Raw genomic sequence first — 17,081 nt, forward strand, 5'->3', positions numbered from 1 at the left:
TTTGAGCGACACAAATCAATTGGGGGCGGGGGCTTGCGCGCTAATAGGGTGTGTCAGCCAGAACCTTTCTCGCTGATCCACCGCCTTCGCGAGCAAGCCCGCTCCCACATTTCCAGTCCCGCAGTGTTGCGGATAATGCGTTACTGCTGCGCGATGCTGTACCCATCGAACGCGGTCTGCTGCTGCAGCGCAGTGATCACGCTCTTGCGACTCAACGGCTGTTCAGCCCCGGCGTTATCCACAAAGCTCTCGACCTCAAGCTCCGCCTCATCGCCTTCACCGACAAAGCTGAAGCCCAGGAACTCGAACGCCTCGCGGTCGACATTGAGCTTCGAGCGCGGGGTGCGCAGGGGCAGGGTGACGCTGATGCCGTCCTTGCTGATCACAAACACTTCGGCTTCTTTCTTGGGCCGCGATGCCTTGCTCTTGCCGGCGCTTGGGTTGCTGATCGCCTGGTGGCTCTGGTTCAGCACTTTCAGCGCCAGACCGTAGACCAGCTCCTGGAACTCGGGGTCGTCCTTGAAGCTGGACAGGATGCGGCTGATCGAGAATTTGCTGCTCAGGTCTTCCAGGGCGGCGCTGTCAGCGGCCTCGGCGTCCTTGAGTTGCTTGAGCTGGCCCATCAGGTCATAGGCCTTGTCGTCGTCGAAGGCATCGTGGGCCTGGCGGATGGCGACGCGCAGCTCGCGGATCTGGTCGCTTTCCTTGGAGGTGTGAAACGCGTCCAGCACCATCTCGCTGATGATCTTGGCCGCCGGCACATGCTGTGAAAGATTGATGGCGTTTTCGTATTCCGCTTTGGATTGCAAGGCGACTACGGATTCTTCGGTGGTGTAGGAATCGGACATTGAAATTTCACTACTTCAGTAAACGGGGGACAAAAAAGCGTCGGGCATTTTCAGCGGGGAGGGGGATCAGGTCAAGGCGGCACTCTGCCCCACGGTTGTGCTGATCCATATCAACAGGCGCCCCGGGGAAATTCGCTACAACAACACGGGGGCCGAACCCGCCCCGGGTTATCTGCCTGATGACGTATAAAAATAATTGCAGACCTGCGCCGAGGAGACCGCTCCAGGCCAGGTTTTTAAAGGAATATTGCGATGACGCTTCCCCTGTCACGTCTTGGCCTTGTGGGGGTGATGTTCTGTCTGTCCCTTCCCCTGCACGCCAACACCCCCGACCCCGCACTGATCGAACACGGCCAATACGTTGCACAACTGGGCGACTGCATCGCCTGCCATACCGCCAAAGAAGGCAAGGTCATGGCCGGCGGCCTCGAGCTGAGCACGCCGATGGGCACGATCTTTTCGAGCAATATCACCCCGGACCGCGAGACCGGTATCGGTCACTACACCTTCGAACAATTCGACCGGGTCATGCGCGAAGGCGTCACGCCTGCGGGTATGAATCTGTACCCGGCGATGCCGTATCCGTCCTACGCGAAGATGAGCGAGGCGGATATGCGCGCCTTGTACGCCTACCTGATGCAGGGGGTGGAGCCCGTGCCCCAGGCCAACCGCGACGCCGACATGGGCTTCCCCTTCAACCAGCGCTGGGGCCTGGCGCTGTGGAACTTCGCCTTTCTCGACAAGCAGCCGTTCCAGCCAGACCCGGGCCGCGGCGAGGTGCTCAACCGTGGCGCCTATCTGGTCCAGGGCCTCGGCCACTGCGGTTCGTGCCACACGCCGCGCGGCATTGCCTTCCAGGAAAAAGCCCTGAGCGATGCCGGCCGCAGCGGCCAGCATTACCTCGCCGGCGAAACTGTCGAGCATTGGCGCGCCCTGAGCCTGCGCAACCTGTGGACCGTGGACGACACCGTGCAATTGCTCAAGACCGGGCAGAACCGCTTTGCCACCGTCTCCGGCAATATGGCCGATGTGATTCACCACAGCACCCAGCATTTCAGTGACGATGACCTGACTGCCATCGCCAGTTACCTCAAATCCCTGCCGCCGGGCAAAGACGACCTGCCGATGCCGTCCGTGGCCCAGGCACCCGCCGCGCCGCCTGCCGACCTGTTCACCAGCCGAGGTGGCCTGGGCTATATGCAGTTCTGCAGCGATTGCCACCGCAGTGACGGCGCTGGCGTGAAAGGCCTGTTCCCGCCCCTGGCCGGCAACCCGAGCATCGCCGCGAGCAACCCGACGTCGCTGCTGCACATCACCCTGACCGGCTGGGAAACCGCGCAAACGGCGACTCACCCACGGGTCTACACCATGCCCGGTTTCGCCCGGCTGGCGGACCCGGAAATCGCCGAGATCCTCAGTTTCGTGCGCACGCGCTGGGGCAACCAGGGCACCCCGATCGACGCCGCCCAAGTGAAAAAGCTGCGCGCCCAGCTCAACCCGGCCACCACCGATTCGTCCGCCTTCGAAACCCCGCGCCTGGCCGATCTGCTGGCCGCCCCCAACGCCGATCAAGTCATGCGCGGCATGCGCCTGCACCTGCAAACCAAGGCACTGCTGCCTGACAACGTCGGCAACTCGCTCAATTGCACCAGTTGCCATCTCAACGCCGGCACCGTGGCCGACGGCTCGCCCTTTGTCGGTGTGTCGGCGTTTTTCCCCAGCTACGCACCGCGTGCGGGCAAGGTGGTGACCCTGGAAGACCGCATCAACGGCTGCTTCCGGCGCTCCATGAATGGCAAGCCGTTGCCGCCGCAGTCAGCCGATATGCAGGCGATGGTCGCCTACTTTGACTGGATGAAAAACAACACGCGGCCTGAAGACAAAGTCGCCGGGCGTGGCGTGGGCAAGGTCGACCCGGCGATCAAGCCCGACCTCGCCAATGGCAAGGCGGTCTATGCCAAGCAATGCGCGGTCTGCCATGGCGACAATGGCCAGGGGCTGGCGCGGGCCGATGGCGAGCTGATCTACCCGCCGCTGTGGGGCGAGCAGTCGTTCAACATCGGCGCGGGGATGGCGCGCACCTACACCGCGGCGGCGTTCGTCAAACGCAACATGCCGATTGGCTTCCACGAGAAATTCCCGTTGGGGCAGGGCGGTTTGTCCGACCAGGACGCGGTGGACGTGGCGGCGTATTTTGCCGGGCAACCGCGTCCGGACTTCCCGGACAAGGTCAAGGATTGGCCGAACGGCGGCAAGCCGGTGGATGCGCGGTACTAGTCCAGTTGCTTGAGGCAGGCCTCGAGGATGTCGAGGCCTTCCTCCAGCACCGCTGGCTCAATGGTCAGCGGTGCGAGCAAACGGATGATGTGCCGTGACTTGCCGCTGGGCATCAGCAGCAGGCCGGCCTCGCGCGCCAGGCTCAGCAACTGGGCGAGTTGTTTCGGCGCGGGCGTGCCGTCGGCGTGGGCCAGTTCTATGCCGCGCATGGCGCCGACGCCGGTCAGGCGGCCGAGGTAGGGCGACAGGCGCTGTGCGCGCCAGGTTTCATAGCGGCTGACAATCGCTGTTTGCTGCTGCGAACCCCAGGCCTGCAAGTGCTCATCGCTCATCGCGTCCAGGGTGGCCAATGCCGCCGCGCAGGCAATCGGGTTGCCGGAATAGGTGCCGCCGAGACCGCCTTTGGGCAGGTTGTCCATCAGCGCCTTGCGCCCGACCACTGCCCCCAGCGGTACACCGCCAGCGATGCTTTTGCCGAGCAGGATCAAATCCGGTTCGATGCCCAGGCGCGAGAAGGCGAAGCGCTGGCCGGTACGCCCGAAGCCCGACTGGATTTCATCGGCAATCAGCAGGATGTTTTTTTCATCACAGAAACGCCGCAGCGCCTGGGCGAACTCGATGTCGAGGGCCAGGAAACCGCCTTCGCCCTGCACCGGTTCGAGGATGAAACAGGCGACGTCGTCGATGTCGATTTCCACGCTGAACAGGCGGTCCATGGCCTTCAGCGCTTCGGCACAGGTCACGCCGTTGTCGGCGCTGGGGTAGGGCAGGTGATAGACCGGGCCGGGCAGGACGCCGACCTTTTGCTTGTAGGGCGCGACCTTGCCATTGAGGTTCAAGGTGGCCAGGGTGCGGCCATGAAAGGCCCCGTCGAACGCGATCACCGCCGTGCGGCCGGTGGCCCCGCGCACGATCTTCAGGGCATTTTCCGCCGCTTCGGCGCCGCTGTTGGTGAGCATGCCGCTGACCGGATAGTCCACCGGGATAAACGCGGTCAGGCGATCCATCAGCTCGATATAGGGCGCGTGAGGCGCAGCGTTGAAGGCGTAGTGGGTCAGTTTCGTCGCCTGTTCGCGAATCGCGTCCACGACCCCCGGGTGGCAATGGCCAAGGTTGAGTACGCCGATGCCGCCGACAAAATCGATATAGCGTTTGCCCGCAGTGTCCCAGACTTCGGCGTTTTTACCGTGGCTGAGGCTGATCGGGTGGACGATGGAAATCGACTGGCTGATGGTTTCGCGGCTCATGAATCTCGGACTCGGCAATGGCTGACGTGTTTTTATCTAAGCCGTGCGCCCACCCTGGCCGCAAACGAAATAAAGTCGCCGGGTCATTATTAAAAGTCGCGATGTGCACTCACGTAGTCGACCATCCAGTTCAGGAAGGCTTTGACTTTGGGGATCTCGCCGGCGTGTTCGGCATGCGCGATAAAGTGCGCGCCGCTGCTGGGCATGGCGTAGTCCCATGGGATCGTCAGGCTGCCTTGGGCAAGTTCTTCGGCCACCAGGTAATGCGGCACCAGCGCCACGCCATAGCCTGACTGCGCCGCACGAATGCACATGTAGAACGTGTCGAAACGCGGCCCGTGATAACTGTTCTGCGAGTGCAGGCCTTGTTCCAGGAACCATTCGTGCCAGGCTTCCGGGCGCGAGGTGCATTGCAGCAAGGTGTGGCGCGACGACGCGTCGCTGCCCTCGGCGACAAACCCCGGCGCACAGACCGGCACCACGGCTTCACGAAACAGCTCGATGCAGGTCGCGCCCGGCCATGAGCCCTGGCCGAAGAAAAACGCGATATCGGCCTTGGCCTGCAGCACGTCGAAGGGCTCCAGCTCGTTGCGCACGTCCAGGTGGATATTCGGGTGTTTCGCTGCGAAGTCCTTGAGCTTGGGCACCAGCCAGCGATCGCCGAAGGTCGGCTGGGTGGCGATGCGCAGCACCTCGGTTTCACCGCCGTAGGTGAGGATGTAACGGCTGGAGATGTCCACCTGGGTGAGGATCTTGTGCACCTCGGCCAGGTACAACGACCCGGCCGGCGACAAGTACAGGCGCTGGCGGACCCGCTCGAACAGGTTGTGGCAGAGCATCTCTTCCAACTGCGCCACCTGCTTGCTGACCGCACTCTGGGTCAGGTGCAGCTCTTCGGCGGCGCGGGTGAAACTCAGGTGGCGGGCGGCGGCTTCGAAGCATTGCAAGGCCGTCATCGAAGGGGTCAAGCGTTTTGAAATCATGCAGTTCATTCCAAATCGGAAGGAGCCTTTGCCTAAAGGTCGTTTGTGGCAGCGCCGTAAAGCCGTGGATACTGCCCGGCAGCACTATAAACCGGCGCGGGCTGTGCAGCGCCGAATAATAAGGAATGACAGGGAGCGCCTTGCATGAACCGATTCAAAACCACGTTGGCCGCACTGGGCGCCACCGCCGTATTCGGCCTCGCCGGCACGGCGCACGCCGGGGCGACCCTGGATGCGATCCAGAAAAAAGGCTTTATCCAATGCGGCGTCAGCGACGGCTTGCCCGGTTTTGGCGTGCCCGACAGCAAGGGCAAGATGACCGGCCTCGATGTCGACGTGTGCCACGCCGTGGCGGCGGCCGTGTTCGGCGATGCGTCGAAAGTGAAGTTCACCCAATTGACCGCCAAGGAGCGCTTCACCGCGTTGCAATCCGGCGAAATCGACCTGATCTCGCGCAACACAACCTGGACCAGCTCGCGTGATTCGGCGATGGGCCTGGTGTTCACGGGCATCACCTACTACGACGGCATCGGCTTTCTGGTGAACAACAAACTGGGAGTGACCGGTGCCAGGCAACTGGACGGCGCGACCGTGTGCATCCAGGCCGGCACCACCACTGAACTGAATGTCTCCGACTACTTCCGCACCCACGGCATGAAGTACACGCCCATCACCTTCGACACCGCCGACGAGAGCGCCAAGGGCCTGGAGGCCGGGCGTTGTGATGTGCTGACCACCGACCAGTCGGGGCTGTATGCACAGCGGATCAAAATGGCTCACCCGGATGAGTTCGTGGTGCTGCCGGAGGTGATCTCCAAGGAACCGCTGGGGCCGCTGGTGCGCAAGGGCGATGACGAGTGGTTCAGCATCGTCAAGTGGACGCTGTTCGCGATGCTCAATGCCGAGGAAATGGGCATCACCTCGCAGAACGTCGAGGAACAGGCCAAGACCAGCAAGAACCCGGATGTCGCGCGCCTGCTGGGCGCCGACGGTGAGTACGGCAAGGACCTCAAGCTGCGCAAGGACTGGGTCGTGCAGATCGTCAAGCAGGTGGGCAACTACGGCGAAGTGTTCGAGCGCAATATCGGCCAGGGCAGCGTGTTGAAGATCAAACGCGGGCTCAATGCGCTGTGGAACAACGGCGGTATCCAGTACGCGCCGCCGGTGCGATAACGCCGGGGCTCAGTCGGCGACCCCACCTTTCCCCGCCGCCTTGGCGCGATACAACGCCTGGTCGGCACGTGCCATCAAGGCGGCGGGGGTATCACCCGATTGGCTCGCCGCCACGCCTACGCTGAGGGTGACGTGGAAGTCGTCGCTCACCGGGTTATCCCTCAACGCCTCGCAGATGCTTTCGGCGATTGCCTTGGCCGTCTCCAGCGACGTGTTGGGCAGCAGTACCATAAACTCATCGCCGCCCCATCGAGCCAGCAGGTCATCGGCGCGTATACAGCCTTTCAAACGCTCGACCACCCGCACCAGCGTCTCGTCACCTGCGCTGTGGCCGTACTGATCGTTGATCGGCTTGAAGTCATCGATATCCATCGCGATCAGTGCCAGCGGCAGGCGAAAGCGTTGGGCGCGTTCGCATTCTTCCAGCAAGGTTTTTTCCATGCGATAGCGGTTGGCGACCAGCGTCAGGGTGTCGCGTTCGGCGAGGGAGCGATTTTCATCCAGCTGCAATTGCAGTTGCTGGTTGACCCGTGACAGCTCGCGCGTGCGCTCGGCCACCAGCACTTCAAGGGATTGATTGCGCTGTTCCAGTTGCTCGACGGAGCTTTTGCGTGAATGGATATCACGGTGGGCGCCCACCATCCGCGCCACCGAACCGTCAGCGTTGCGGGCAATCACGTAGCCACGGTCTTCGATCCACAGGTAGCTGCCATCTTTTTTGCGGCAACGGTATTCGGCCTGGTAGTAGGGGGCACGACGCTGGATATAGTCATCAAACAGCATCATCACCTGGGGGTAGTCGTCCGGATGGATCACGTTTTCCCAGGTGAACACGCTGTTTTCCAGGGCGTGTCGAGGGTAGCCAAGCATTTCATACCAACCCGGGTTGCGGTACACGAACCCGGTATTGGCGTTCCAATCCCAGATGCCGTCGCTGACCAACTCCAGAACGGTGTGCAGCATGTCGGCGTTGAAGTGAGAGAAATCAGTGCCCGGTGGGCTGTTGCCGGGAGTATCGTCCATTGCGCGATCCTTGCTTGGGCTGGCATCCAAGGCCTGCCGATATTGATGCCGGTACTCCGTGGCTGGCGCTACTGTACAACGGGATTTGAGTGCTTTGAATAGGGCGAATGTACGCCTTTGGCAGGATGGCAATAGGCTATCTATCTGGGGCGTCCGACGATTTCCCCGCGCCTTGACGATGCGCAGCGCTTCGCGCCAGCGTTCGAACCGCAGGCACCCCTCGTGGCCATCCGAGTTGGACGGCCTTGTTGTCGATGAAGAAAAGTTACTTGGGGGCCAGCATTCTCGTCCTGGCCTGCCCATCCGCGTTGTGTTGGTAAATCTCTTCAGGTTGGCCCTGTTCGTTGAAAAACACCTGGCCGATCCCCGCCGAGTTCCATAGCCGCTCGCCCGCTTCGGCATGTTCCGGAATATGCGGGACCACCTGCATGGTGCGGCGGCGGGTGAACCAGTTGAGGGGCGAGCGGGGCGAGTAGAGCCAGCGGTTGAGCCGGTCGAACCATTCCAGCAGGCGCGGCGGGAATTCATTCTTGATGCCGCTGCTGGTGATCTGCCAGATTTTCGGGCCGGCATTGCGATGGCGGATCAGTACCTCGTAGACGAACGAGTAGTGCACATCACCCGACAGGATCACGTAGTTCCCCGGTGTCCGTGAGTGACGGAAGATATTCAGGATCACCTGGGCGGCGCCGCGATGGGCCATCCAGTTTTCCGCGTCCACCAGCAAGGGGTGGCCGCACCAGCTGAACACTTTTTGCACGGTCTCGATCAGCTTGACGCCAAAGATCGGCGCGGGCGAGACGATGATGGCCGAGGGGTGATCAAGCAGTTCCTGCTGCAGTTCGCTCAAGGCTTCCCAATCCAGCAGGCCGGAAGGTTGCTTGAGGGTGAACTCACTGCGCCAGCGGCGGGTGCGGGTGTCCAGCACCACCAGCGCAGGCGTGGTGGGCAGTACGTAGTGCCATTGCTGGAATTTCAGCAGGGCCTCGAGCAACGCATCCTGCGCGCTGGCGTCCAGGTGGTTGGCCTGGGGCTGGGTGGTCAGCGTCTGGATCTGGATGACCAGCGGACCAAAGACATCCGGCTGGTTGCCCCAGCCCTGGCACAGCAAATAGGCCAGCAGGGCATTGCCGATGATGCGTTTTGAGAAGGGGTGGCCGTAGGCGGTTTCTTCCCATTGGGCGCTGAGGTTCCAGTCGTCGGTGATGTCGTGATCGTCAAAGATCATCAGCGTGGACAGGTGGGCGAATACCCGCGCGACGCCCGGCAGACCCTGGCGAAAGCGCTCGATCTGTACCCGCTCGCGGGCGTAGCGCTGCTGTTCTTCGGCGCTCAAGCGGGGAGGCTCCAGCGTGAGCAGGTTCCAGGGCGTGGGCGACCAGACCAGCAGGTACATCGCCATGACTTCGGCGAAGGTGACCAAGTGGTTATCGGCAGTGCTGCTGGTGAATATCGGTTTTTTCACCCCGCCGAAAAATCGCTCGCGCAGGGTTTCATTGCTGTCCAGCGCCGGGAGCAGGTCGGCACGGTGGTAGTAGCTGGCGCGATGCCCGTAGAGGCTGGCGCTGTCGTCTATCACCGCTCCTTCCAGGTATTCATCGAACAGGCCCAGGCGCGCGATCAACTCATGGATAGCCCGCAGCATGGGCCCGGCGACATCGTCCGCGTACACCTGGTCGCCGCTCATCATCAGCAGGGCCGGGCGCTGCTCGGGCAGGTGGGCTTCGGCCAGCAGGCGGTCGACGCACAGCAGGCCTTCGGCCGCGTGATGGTGTGGTTTGCGGCACGAGCCATGGACCAACTGATGAATACGGCTGTGCAGCACAAAACTGGGGTATTGGGCGTCGGCGTACAGCAGGTGTGGCGCCCACTCGGCGATGCCGAGGCTGTCGATCAACAGGTCATAGCCAATGACCTCATCCTGGGGCAGGGCGTCATCCAGCGGCACGTCGATCAAGTGGATGACGGCGTCATGCCCCACCGCAACGGTTTGGCATTGGCCCTGATCCAGCACGATGCTACGGGTCTGCCCGGCGATGTGCAGCGTCAGGGTCAGCACCAGCTCCCGGGTGCCCATCAGCCACAGCACTAACCGCTGGGGTTCCAGGCGGCGTAGCAGGGGGCCGGCGAGTACGGCGGGCAATGTGTCGGGTGGCAGCATGCAGGGAAGGGCTCCAGGCGGGGTCGGCCGAAAACTCTAGCGCATTGAATGTCAGTGTTTTGTTAAGGCGAGGGTATGAAGGGCCGTGCACAGCCCTTCACATGCCCGGTTAGAGCAGTCGACCGCCGCCCAGGCTGTCCAGCGTGCCGGTGCTCCTGCGCCTATCGTTCGCGGCCGGGCCATCGGATGCAATGGAGGAGGCGTGTTGGTGGGTCTGCTCGATGCTGCGCTTGTTGCGAGAGCGCGTGACTTCATCCTGCTGAGCCACAGATGCAATAGGCATGTTCAACGAGTGATTGAGGGTACTTATCATGGAGGTGGTCCTCTGTCAGTGGTAAGCCTCACCGCTTAGTGAAGCTGAGCCAAACCTACAGAGGGGGACGGCAACCGCGCTATAAACGCCTCGCGGCAACATGTGACGGGGCGCGGCTGGAAATCATCGACGCGGCCTTCGGCGCAGCCGCCCGCTTCGGGCGAAGTCGCGGCCTCCCTGGCGTGCAGCCCAAACGCCGCGCAGTTGTGTGCGACGCCTTTACGTAACGCGCTGTAGTAATCCGCGCGGCACCCTGACCCTGGCAGAGCGCCAGGGCGGGAGGCGTGTCAGGTATGCGACTCTTCCATCACCTTTGGCACGGTGAAGCGGAACTCACTGCCACGCCCCAATTCACTCTCGGCGACGATCTTGCCGCCATGGGCCTGCACGATACCTTGGGTGATGTACAGCCCCAGGCCGCTGCCGGTGGGGTTGTTTTCCGCCTGGGTCCAGTAGCGATCGAACACGTGGGGCAGTTGTTCCGGCGCGATGCCTTCGCCCGAGTCACGCACCGAAAACACGATTTCCTCGCCATTGCTCATGGCGCTGATACCGATATTGCCCTGGCGCGGGGTGAACTTGATGGCATTGCCAATCAGGTTCGACAGGACCTGGAACAGCCGCTCCGGGTCGGCATTGATCTGCAGGCCGGGCTCGGTGTTGAACGACAGGTCGATGCCTTTCTCCATCGCCAGCGGGGCAAGCAGGGAGTAGGCCTCTTCGAACATCTGGCTGACATCCAGCGCCACCGGCTTGACCACGTAGCGCCCGGCCTCGATTTTCGAGGTATCGAGCAAGTCTTCCAGCAGCACATTCATGCGCCCGGCGGCCTGTTGCATGGTGTCGATGGCCGAGGAAATGCGCCGTGAAGTGTGTGGGCCATCGGAGCTGAAGGCCTTTTGCATCATGCCGCACAGCATCGAGATTACGGTCATCGGGTTACGCAGGTCGTGGGAAACCACCGCCACCAATTCATCGCGGGCGCGCACGGCTTGTTGCTCGCGCAGTACCTGGCGGGCCAGGTCGTTTTCCAAGGCCGAGCGGCGCAGGTCGTTGGCGGCGAAGCGGTCGCCATGGCTCCACTTGGTGGAGATGCCGGCCATTTCGACTTTCCAGATTTCAAATGAAGTACGTGGGCGAAGGCGCAGGCCGGCGTCGGAATTTTCCAGGTCGAGGGGCTTTTTCGGGTCGCCGCTCCAGTTGATGTTTTCCTTCACCTCCGGGCGGAACCACATCACGCCATTGTCCACCGGCTTGGGCAGGCTCATGGCCAACACGCCGCTGGCCACCTGCTGGAACTCGGCAGCCGGCGGGTACACCGACACCAGGTTATGGCTGGAAAATACCGGCTCGCCGCTGTCCTGCAGCCACTTGTGCAAGGCACGGATCTGCGCCGGTTCCGGGCAGTTGCCGTAGCGGTGCAATTGTTTGTCTTCGATGATCGCCACGCCGCCGGCGAGAGTCAGGTCCATCAGCAACTGGCCGCGTTGGGCGAGGCCGTCGAACACGTTGTCTTGCGAAGCTTTCATCGCCTGGTCCAGCAGCGCCAGGGCCTCGACTTTCTCTTCTCGCTGACGGCTCAGGTCCAGGGCTTCCATGGCGCTGATCTGCAACGACAAGACTTGGCCGATGGTCTGGCAGGCGGTGCGCAGGTCGTTGGGCACCAGCAGTGGCTCGCGGTTGCCGCAGCTGATCAGGCCCCACAGCTTGTCACCCTTCATCAGCGAGATGCTCATGGACGACAGCACGCCCATGTTCTGCATGTACTGGCAGTGAATCGGCGACACGCTGCGCAGGGTGGCGAAGCTCAAGTCCAGCGGTTGGCCGGTGTCCGGGCGCAGTTTGGGCAACAACGGCACCGGCTCGTAGGCCGCGTTCGGGATGATGCGCAGCCAGTTGGTGCGGTACAGCTCGCGGGCCTGCTCGGGGATGTCGGACGCGGGGAAGAACAGCCCGTTGAACAGCTCCATGGACGGTGCCGACGCTTCGGCAATCACCTGGCCGTGGCCTTCGTCTTCGAAGCGATAGATCAGCACGCGGTCGTAACCGGTCATGGCCTGGATTTCGGTCACGCTGATTTCGTACAGCGCCTGCAGGGTTTTCGCCGACTGCAAACGTTGCAGCATTTTGCCCAGGTCACTGGTGCGACCATTGAGCGCGCGTGGGCGGAAGTCTTTGAGCCGTGGTTCGAACTCCAGCACCAGCACGTCCTGATGGCGATGCAGCAGGCCTTCGAACTCGGCGCCATTGAGGCTGACGTGCAGCGGCGGTGCGTCGACAAAGCTGTTTTGCGCAGCCACGGTTTGCACGGCCTGGCCGTGTTCGGCCCCGATCAGCGTGTGCAGCGGCTGGCCCAGCAGTGCATCGGGTGCGTGGCCGAACAGGGCGGCGACGTTGGCGCTGACCTGGATGATGCGCAGGTCCGGCTCCGACAAGGTCAGCAGCACGCCATGGGGCTGGATCGCACCCGGGAAGCGGATCGGCTCGTCGGCACAGTTGGCAAGCAGCTCTTCAAAATCTTCGGGTTTCATAGCAGTACCTCCTGGCTGTCGAGCCATTGCTCAAAGCAGCTGAACGTCGAACGGGCCGCATCCACCGCGTGCTGTCTGGCATTGGCGTCCAGCGGCATGTGGCCCAGGTAATCGAGGAAATCCCTCCAGCGTCGACCGGTGTCGGCCCCGTACACATTGAGAAACGCACCGCCGTTGTCGGCATGCACGTCCAGGCGCTGGGCCATTTCGCGGCGCAATACCTGGCCGCCCAAGGTCGCGCCTTCCAGCACATAGAGGGCACCGAGGCAGGCGGCGGGCATGTCGAGGCGGGGCAGATGGGCGCAGCGGGGCAGGGCATCGATAGCGGCGTCACTCACGCCGAGGGCGTGAAGATCGCTCACCAGGGTCGGCGTTTTCACACGCAAGGCCTGGTCGTAGCCCACGGGAATCAAATCTCGGTCGTACAGCGACGCTTCGATCGGCGCATAAAAACCGTAATACGCCCGGACCAGGCGCTGATACCAGCCGGCATCCAGGCGCTCGGAGAAAAACGGCAGGCGTTTTTCCAGCGCCACGTGCAACAGGCCGGTGCCTTCACGCAACGCTTCCAGCAATGAGGGCGCACTAACGTCATGGGCCGGTGAATGCATTCAATGAGCTCGAAGTGTGGGCCTCTCGGCCATGAATGACGCTTGGAAATGGGCGACGATTCTACACAACTCATGGCGATCAACTGAACGCACAAGGCGAAAAGGCTGACCAGCGGATCAGAAAAGTCGCTCCCTGCTCTTCAATGACCACACGGACCCATGTGAAGTTCGGTCCGGGTGATATCGCCATGCTATCAATGCAAGGACGAGCCCTGCTGGGTCAAGGCGGTTTGCACACACTCCAGCAGATGCTCAGTGCTCCACGGCTTGGGCAGGAACCGCACTGAACCGCCCAACTGCTCGGCCAGTTTGGTATTGCCAGACGTCAGCAGCACCGGCACGCTCGGCCACCGGTGCGCGACAACGCGGCTCAGGTCGTAGCCATTGAGTAGCCCTGGCATTTGCACATCGCTGACGATCAGGTCCACCGGATCATCGCCCCGTTCCAGATAAATCATCCCCTCATCCGCCGAAGGAAACGACGTTACCACCGCCCCGAAATCCTCCAGCACATCCACCATTAACGAACGAATGATCTCGTCGTCTTCCAGCACTAAAATCGATGGCTGAGCCATGATCCTTACTCCACCATCAGGGTCCAGTAAGGTGGAGTGGGGCAGGCGCGGATAGGTTCGATTGGATGTTTATAAGGCGATGGGTGGTCACTTGGAGGGTCTGGCTTGCGTATTTGAGTGGGTATGCTGCACGATACCGGCGTTCTGCCATCCCGACCGGTCCGGTTCTCACCGGCGCACACACAAGGCCGTCAACCGTGAACGCTCCCGCCGCCTCCTTGATCGACCCGGACCTGGGCAACCGCATGATCAAAGTCGACCACGCCGGCGAGCATGGCGCGATCTGTATCTACAGCGGCCAATTGTTCATGGCCCGCGTGTTCGCGCCCGGCATGGTGGCCGAGTTGCAAGCGTTTCTTTCTCACGAGCGTCGCCACCGCGCGGTGTTCCAGGCCGAGTTGCAGCGGCGCGGCTATCGTCGCTGCCGCAGTTACTGGCTGTGTGGGCTGGGCGGGCTGGCGTTGGGGTTGATCACCGGCGTCTGCGGGCGCAAGGCTATCGTCGCCACGACGGTCGCCGTCGAAAGTGTCGTGCTCAAGCACCTGGCGCACCAACTGCACACGCTGCGTGACATTGATCCGCTGGCCGTGGCCGCCATTGCCTCGATTGTCGACGAGGAACAGCACCACCACGACCACTCGGCCGCGCAGATTGATGCGCAGGACCCATGGTTCCGTGCGCTGGCGCCGGTGGTCACGGCATGGACCGAAGCGGTGATCTGGATGGGCATGCGTTCCTGACAAACAGGCATAATTGCCGTTATCACCCGCTGTGGAGTCCACCATGAAGTACGCCTTGTTCATCCTCGCCCTGATCCTCAACAGCGGCTCGGCCCTTGCCGCAGGCGATGCCGAGGCGGGTGGCAAGCTCTTCAGCAAGACCTGCGGCGGCTGCCACAGCATAGGCGAAGGTGCGCGCGGTGGCTTCGGGCCGGAACTCAACGGCATCATCGGCCGACCCGCCGGCACCACCACCGATTACCAGTACTCCGACGCGATGAAGAACTCCGGCGTGGTCTGGACCCGCGACAAGCTCGCCGCCTACATCGAGGCACCGAAGAAGGTGGTGAGTGGCACGCGGATGATCTTCTGGGGCATCAGCGACCCGGAAAAAATCGAAAACATCCTCGCCTACCTGGAAACCTTCCAGGATAAATAGTCACTCCCGCACATTCCGGAACAGCATCAACCGCGCGCTCTCATGCAGCCCCTGCGTGAGCGTCCGCAGGCGTTGAAACTCCTGGGGATGCTGCGCGGCGACGTCCTCGCGCGGAGTGGGTGAGGCCAGGTCATGCAGGGTCGGTGAGCTGCCGTCATGCTGCATCTGCAGTAAAAAGTCCTTGGTCACGCCGCCGATGATCGGGAACGTGCCCTCCTGCAAGACCAGCGGCACCACGCGCTCGCCTTCCGGCGCCGGTTGCTGGATGTCCCGGCCCATGGCGCCGTTGCGAAAGGGTATGCCCGCCATGCCGGCCACCGTCGGCAGCAGGTCCGCCAGGCCCACCGCCTCTTCTATGACGCGCGGTTGCAGGCCGGGGGCGTGGATCAGCAGCGGCACGTTGTTGCTTTCCAGGCCCAGTTGTTCGAAGGCCGGGGCCATGTGTGGGATCTGGCTGATGCGCGTGTTGTGGTCGCCGAAGAACACGAAAATGCTGTTGTCGTACCAACCACCGGCCTTGGCGATTTCCATCAAGCGGCCGATGTTGTAGTCCAGCAGGCGCACCGCATTGTATTGCTCGACGCTGCGCGAACCGGCGGCCTGCACCTGTTCCAGGGTCACGTCCTTGACCTGGAAACCGTCGTTGAGGCGGGGAATGGTGAACGGCCGATGGTTGCCGGAGGTTTGCACGTAGGCAAAGAACGGCTGGTCCTTGGGCACGCTGCGCAACAGCTGGTCGCCTTCCTTGAACAGGTCCAGGTCGGAGATGCCCCACACGTCCACCCGCGGCGAACGCCAGTGGCTTTCGTCATAGAGTTGCACGCCGTCGATGCTCTGGCGGATCAGCGCGTTGATATTCGCCCAACCGGCGTTGCCGCCGATCAGGTAGAACTTCTGGTAGCCCTGGAACGCGTTGATCACAGTGTGTTGGCGCGTGATCAGCGGGTTGCGGGTGGCCGTTTCCTGGCGGGTCACATCCGGCACGCCGGTGATGCTCGCCCACACGGTCTTGGCGGTGCCGGTGACGGGCACATAGAAGTGCTTGAAGAACCAGCTTTGCGTGGCCAACTGGTCCAGGTTCGGCGTCGGGTTGAGCGGGTTGCCGTAGGCTCCTACGGCGCTGGTGCCGAGGGATTCGAGCATCACGAAGATCACGTTCGGCGCGCGCTCGCCGGCCAGTCGATACGGCTGCACGGGTTGCTCGCGGATGAAGTTCAGTTGCTGCGCATCCGGCTGGTCAACACCAAGGTACGCGGCGACTTGCGGGTAATGTTCGCGCACCTGGGCTTCATCGAACTGTGACTGGCCGACCTTGAGCGTGTCATACAAAAACAGCACCGGGTTCAGGCCCACGGCGGCCACCTGGCTGTTGCCGGAAAAGAATGCATCGCTCCAGCGCAACGGCACCGGGTTCTCCAGGTTGAGGTTGGCGACGCGGCCGAGCAGGGCCAGCAGCACGGCGACCAGGCCGATCATCGAGACCGAGGCCAGCGCCCATTTGCGCGTGGGCGTGGGCTGGCGATCCAGGGTCAGCCGCTCCAGGCAGATCAACGCCCACACCCACAGTGCTACCGCCGCCAGCCAGCAGGCGGTTATCCACAGCACCGGGTAGGTTTCCCACACCATCTGTTGTGAAATCTGCGCGTCTTGCAGGTAACGCAACACCGTCGCGTTGATGCGCACGCCCAGGTAGGCGTAGTGGCCGAAGTCGATGATGTACACCAGGCCGACCCCAGCCAGCGCGATCACCAGGTAACCCCGCGCGAGCCAGCGCAGGGCCGGCAGGGTGGTGAGGTTCCAGCGCGGCAGCCAGGCCAGCACCGCCAGCGGCAGCAGCAACAGCACCGCCAGGCGCAGGTCGAACCGCAGGCCGATGCCAACGGTTTCCAGCAACGCCGGGGTGTCCAGGGCAAGGCCGGAAAACGCCAGCACGAATATCAGCCGCAAGGCGGCCAGCAACGCAAATACCAACCCAATCGCACCCACGCCGTAGCGCAGGCGGCGTGATTGCAACGCACCCATTAGTTTCCCCCTTCTCAACAACACCACAGATCAAATGTGGGAGTGGGCGTGCTCGCGAACGCGGTGGTTCAGTGCCAGAGATGCTGCCTGACACTGCGCATTCGCGAGTACGCCCGCTCCCACAGGTTGAGTTGCATTAATCCAGCCACGACGCAGTAG

The 17,081-nt window shown here is 62.5% G+C and carries 13 protein-coding genes; 4 read left to right on the forward strand and 9 right to left on the reverse strand.

The genetic code is table 11. The annotated features are described in order from the left end of the window. Nucleotides 1-140: 140 nt before the first annotated feature. Nucleotides 141-848, reverse strand: a complete 708-nt coding sequence (locus tag QMX97_RS27900) for a hypothetical protein (RefSeq protein ID WP_065908539.1) — start codon at nucleotides 846-848, stop codon at nucleotides 141-143. Between the two features lie 252 nt (nucleotides 849-1,100). On the opposite strand from QMX97_RS27900, the gene QMX97_RS27905 reads away from it, so the two are divergent. Next, nucleotides 1,101-3,125 carry a c-type cytochrome gene (locus QMX97_RS27905; protein ID WP_282397963.1) on the forward strand — a complete coding sequence of 675 codons (2,025 nt, stop codon included), beginning with the start codon at nucleotides 1,101-1,103 and terminating at the stop codon, nucleotides 3,123-3,125. On the opposite strand, the gene QMX97_RS27910 is transcribed toward QMX97_RS27905, so the two are convergent. After that, the gene (locus tag QMX97_RS27910; protein ID WP_282397964.1) at nucleotides 3,122-4,372 is read right to left on the reverse strand and encodes an aspartate aminotransferase family protein; all 1,251 of its coding nucleotides are present in this window, start codon (nucleotides 4,370-4,372) and stop codon (nucleotides 3,122-3,124) included. The genes QMX97_RS27905 and QMX97_RS27910 overlap by 4 nt on opposite strands. 89 nt (nucleotides 4,373-4,461) lie before the next feature. After that, complete coding sequence (locus QMX97_RS27915) at nucleotides 4,462-5,355, reverse strand: LysR substrate-binding domain-containing protein (RefSeq protein ID WP_065908545.1); 894 nt, start codon at nucleotides 5,353-5,355, stop codon at nucleotides 4,462-4,464. Nucleotides 5,356-5,499: 144 nt separating this feature from the next. Here QMX97_RS27915 and QMX97_RS27920 point away from each other — a divergent pair, with 144 nt between their 5' ends. Next, nucleotides 5,500-6,528, forward strand: coding sequence for an amino acid ABC transporter substrate-binding protein (locus QMX97_RS27920; RefSeq protein WP_282397965.1), 1,029 nt, complete (start codon nucleotides 5,500-5,502; stop codon nucleotides 6,526-6,528). Nucleotides 6,529-6,537: 9 nt separating this feature from the next. Here QMX97_RS27920 and QMX97_RS27925 read toward each other — a convergent pair whose 3' ends face one another. From QMX97_RS27925 to QMX97_RS27945, 5 genes are all read right to left on the reverse strand, one after another. After that, complete coding sequence (locus tag QMX97_RS27925) at nucleotides 6,538-7,551, reverse strand: diguanylate cyclase (protein WP_213552623.1); 1,014 nt, start codon at nucleotides 7,549-7,551, stop codon at nucleotides 6,538-6,540. Nucleotides 7,552-7,816: 265 nt separating this feature from the next. Further along, complete coding sequence (locus QMX97_RS27930; RefSeq protein WP_282397966.1) at nucleotides 7,817-9,712, reverse strand: alkaline phosphatase D family protein; 1,896 nt, start codon at nucleotides 9,710-9,712, stop codon at nucleotides 7,817-7,819. Between the two features lie 600 nt (nucleotides 9,713-10,312). Further along, on the reverse strand, nucleotides 10,313-12,556 hold the full coding sequence (locus QMX97_RS27935; protein ID WP_282397967.1) for an ATP-binding protein: 2,244 nt from the start codon (nucleotides 12,554-12,556) through the stop codon (nucleotides 10,313-10,315). Further along, nucleotides 12,553-13,167 (reverse strand): biliverdin-producing heme oxygenase, encoded by a 615-nt coding sequence (locus QMX97_RS27940; RefSeq protein WP_282397968.1) that lies wholly within the window; start codon nucleotides 13,165-13,167, stop codon nucleotides 12,553-12,555. Before QMX97_RS27940 ends, QMX97_RS27935 begins: the two co-directional genes overlap by 4 nt. A gap of 194 nt (nucleotides 13,168-13,361) precedes the next feature. Beyond that, the gene (locus tag QMX97_RS27945) at nucleotides 13,362-13,742 is read right to left on the reverse strand and encodes a response regulator (RefSeq protein ID WP_065908558.1); all 381 of its coding nucleotides are present in this window, start codon (nucleotides 13,740-13,742) and stop codon (nucleotides 13,362-13,364) included. A 197-nt stretch (nucleotides 13,743-13,939) separates the two neighbouring features. Between QMX97_RS27945 and QMX97_RS27950 the strand changes: the two genes are divergently transcribed. Further along, the gene (locus tag QMX97_RS27950; protein WP_226939935.1) at nucleotides 13,940-14,482 is read left to right on the forward strand and encodes a demethoxyubiquinone hydroxylase family protein; all 543 of its coding nucleotides are present in this window, start codon (nucleotides 13,940-13,942) and stop codon (nucleotides 14,480-14,482) included. A 43-nt stretch (nucleotides 14,483-14,525) separates the two neighbouring features. Continuing rightward, nucleotides 14,526-14,900: a cytochrome c family protein gene (locus tag QMX97_RS27955; RefSeq protein ID WP_065908559.1), complete on the forward strand. Its 375-nt coding sequence runs from the start codon at nucleotides 14,526-14,528 to the stop codon at nucleotides 14,898-14,900. Here the strand turns inward: QMX97_RS27955 and QMX97_RS27960 are convergent, their stop codons facing one another. Continuing rightward, nucleotides 14,901-16,922, reverse strand: a complete 2,022-nt coding sequence (locus tag QMX97_RS27960; protein WP_282397969.1) for an alkaline phosphatase family protein — start codon at nucleotides 16,920-16,922, stop codon at nucleotides 14,901-14,903. Nucleotides 16,923-17,081: the final 159 nt, after the last annotated feature.

Source organism: Pseudomonas sp. PS01298 (assembly GCF_029959745.1).
In the GTDB taxonomy this organism is placed as follows: Bacteria; Pseudomonadota; Gammaproteobacteria; order Pseudomonadales; family Pseudomonadaceae; genus Aquipseudomonas; species Aquipseudomonas aylmerensis.

Excerpts from the sequence above, each read along its gene's own strand:
- QMX97_RS27955 (WP_065908559.1), top strand. The coding sequence starts at position 14,526 with ATGAAGTACGCCTTGTTCATCCTCGCCCTGATCCTCAACAGCGGCTCG.
- QMX97_RS27940 (WP_282397968.1), bottom strand. The coding sequence starts at position 13,167 with ATGCATTCACCGGCCCATGACGTTAGTGCGCCCTCATTGCTGGAAGCG.
- QMX97_RS27960 (WP_282397969.1), bottom strand. The coding sequence starts at position 16,922 with ATGGGTGCGTTGCAATCACGCCGCCTGCGCTACGGCGTGGGTGCGATT.
- QMX97_RS27905 (WP_282397963.1), top strand. The coding sequence starts at position 1,101 with ATGACGCTTCCCCTGTCACGTCTTGGCCTTGTGGGGGTGATGTTCTGT.
- QMX97_RS27925 (WP_213552623.1), bottom strand. The coding sequence starts at position 7,551 with ATGGACGATACTCCCGGCAACAGCCCACCGGGCACTGATTTCTCTCAC.
- QMX97_RS27915 (WP_065908545.1), bottom strand. The coding sequence starts at position 5,355 with ATGATTTCAAAACGCTTGACCCCTTCGATGACGGCCTTGCAATGCTTC.
- QMX97_RS27935 (WP_282397967.1), bottom strand. The coding sequence starts at position 12,556 with ATGAAACCCGAAGATTTTGAAGAGCTGCTTGCCAACTGTGCCGACGAG.
- QMX97_RS27930 (WP_282397966.1), bottom strand. The coding sequence starts at position 9,712 with ATGCTGCCACCCGACACATTGCCCGCCGTACTCGCCGGCCCCCTGCTA.
- QMX97_RS27945 (WP_065908558.1), bottom strand. The coding sequence starts at position 13,742 with ATGGCTCAGCCATCGATTTTAGTGCTGGAAGACGACGAGATCATTCGT.
- QMX97_RS27910 (WP_282397964.1), bottom strand. The coding sequence starts at position 4,372 with ATGAGCCGCGAAACCATCAGCCAGTCGATTTCCATCGTCCACCCGATC.
- QMX97_RS27900 (WP_065908539.1), bottom strand. The coding sequence starts at position 848 with ATGTCCGATTCCTACACCACCGAAGAATCCGTAGTCGCCTTGCAATCC.
- QMX97_RS27920 (WP_282397965.1), top strand. The coding sequence starts at position 5,500 with ATGAACCGATTCAAAACCACGTTGGCCGCACTGGGCGCCACCGCCGTA.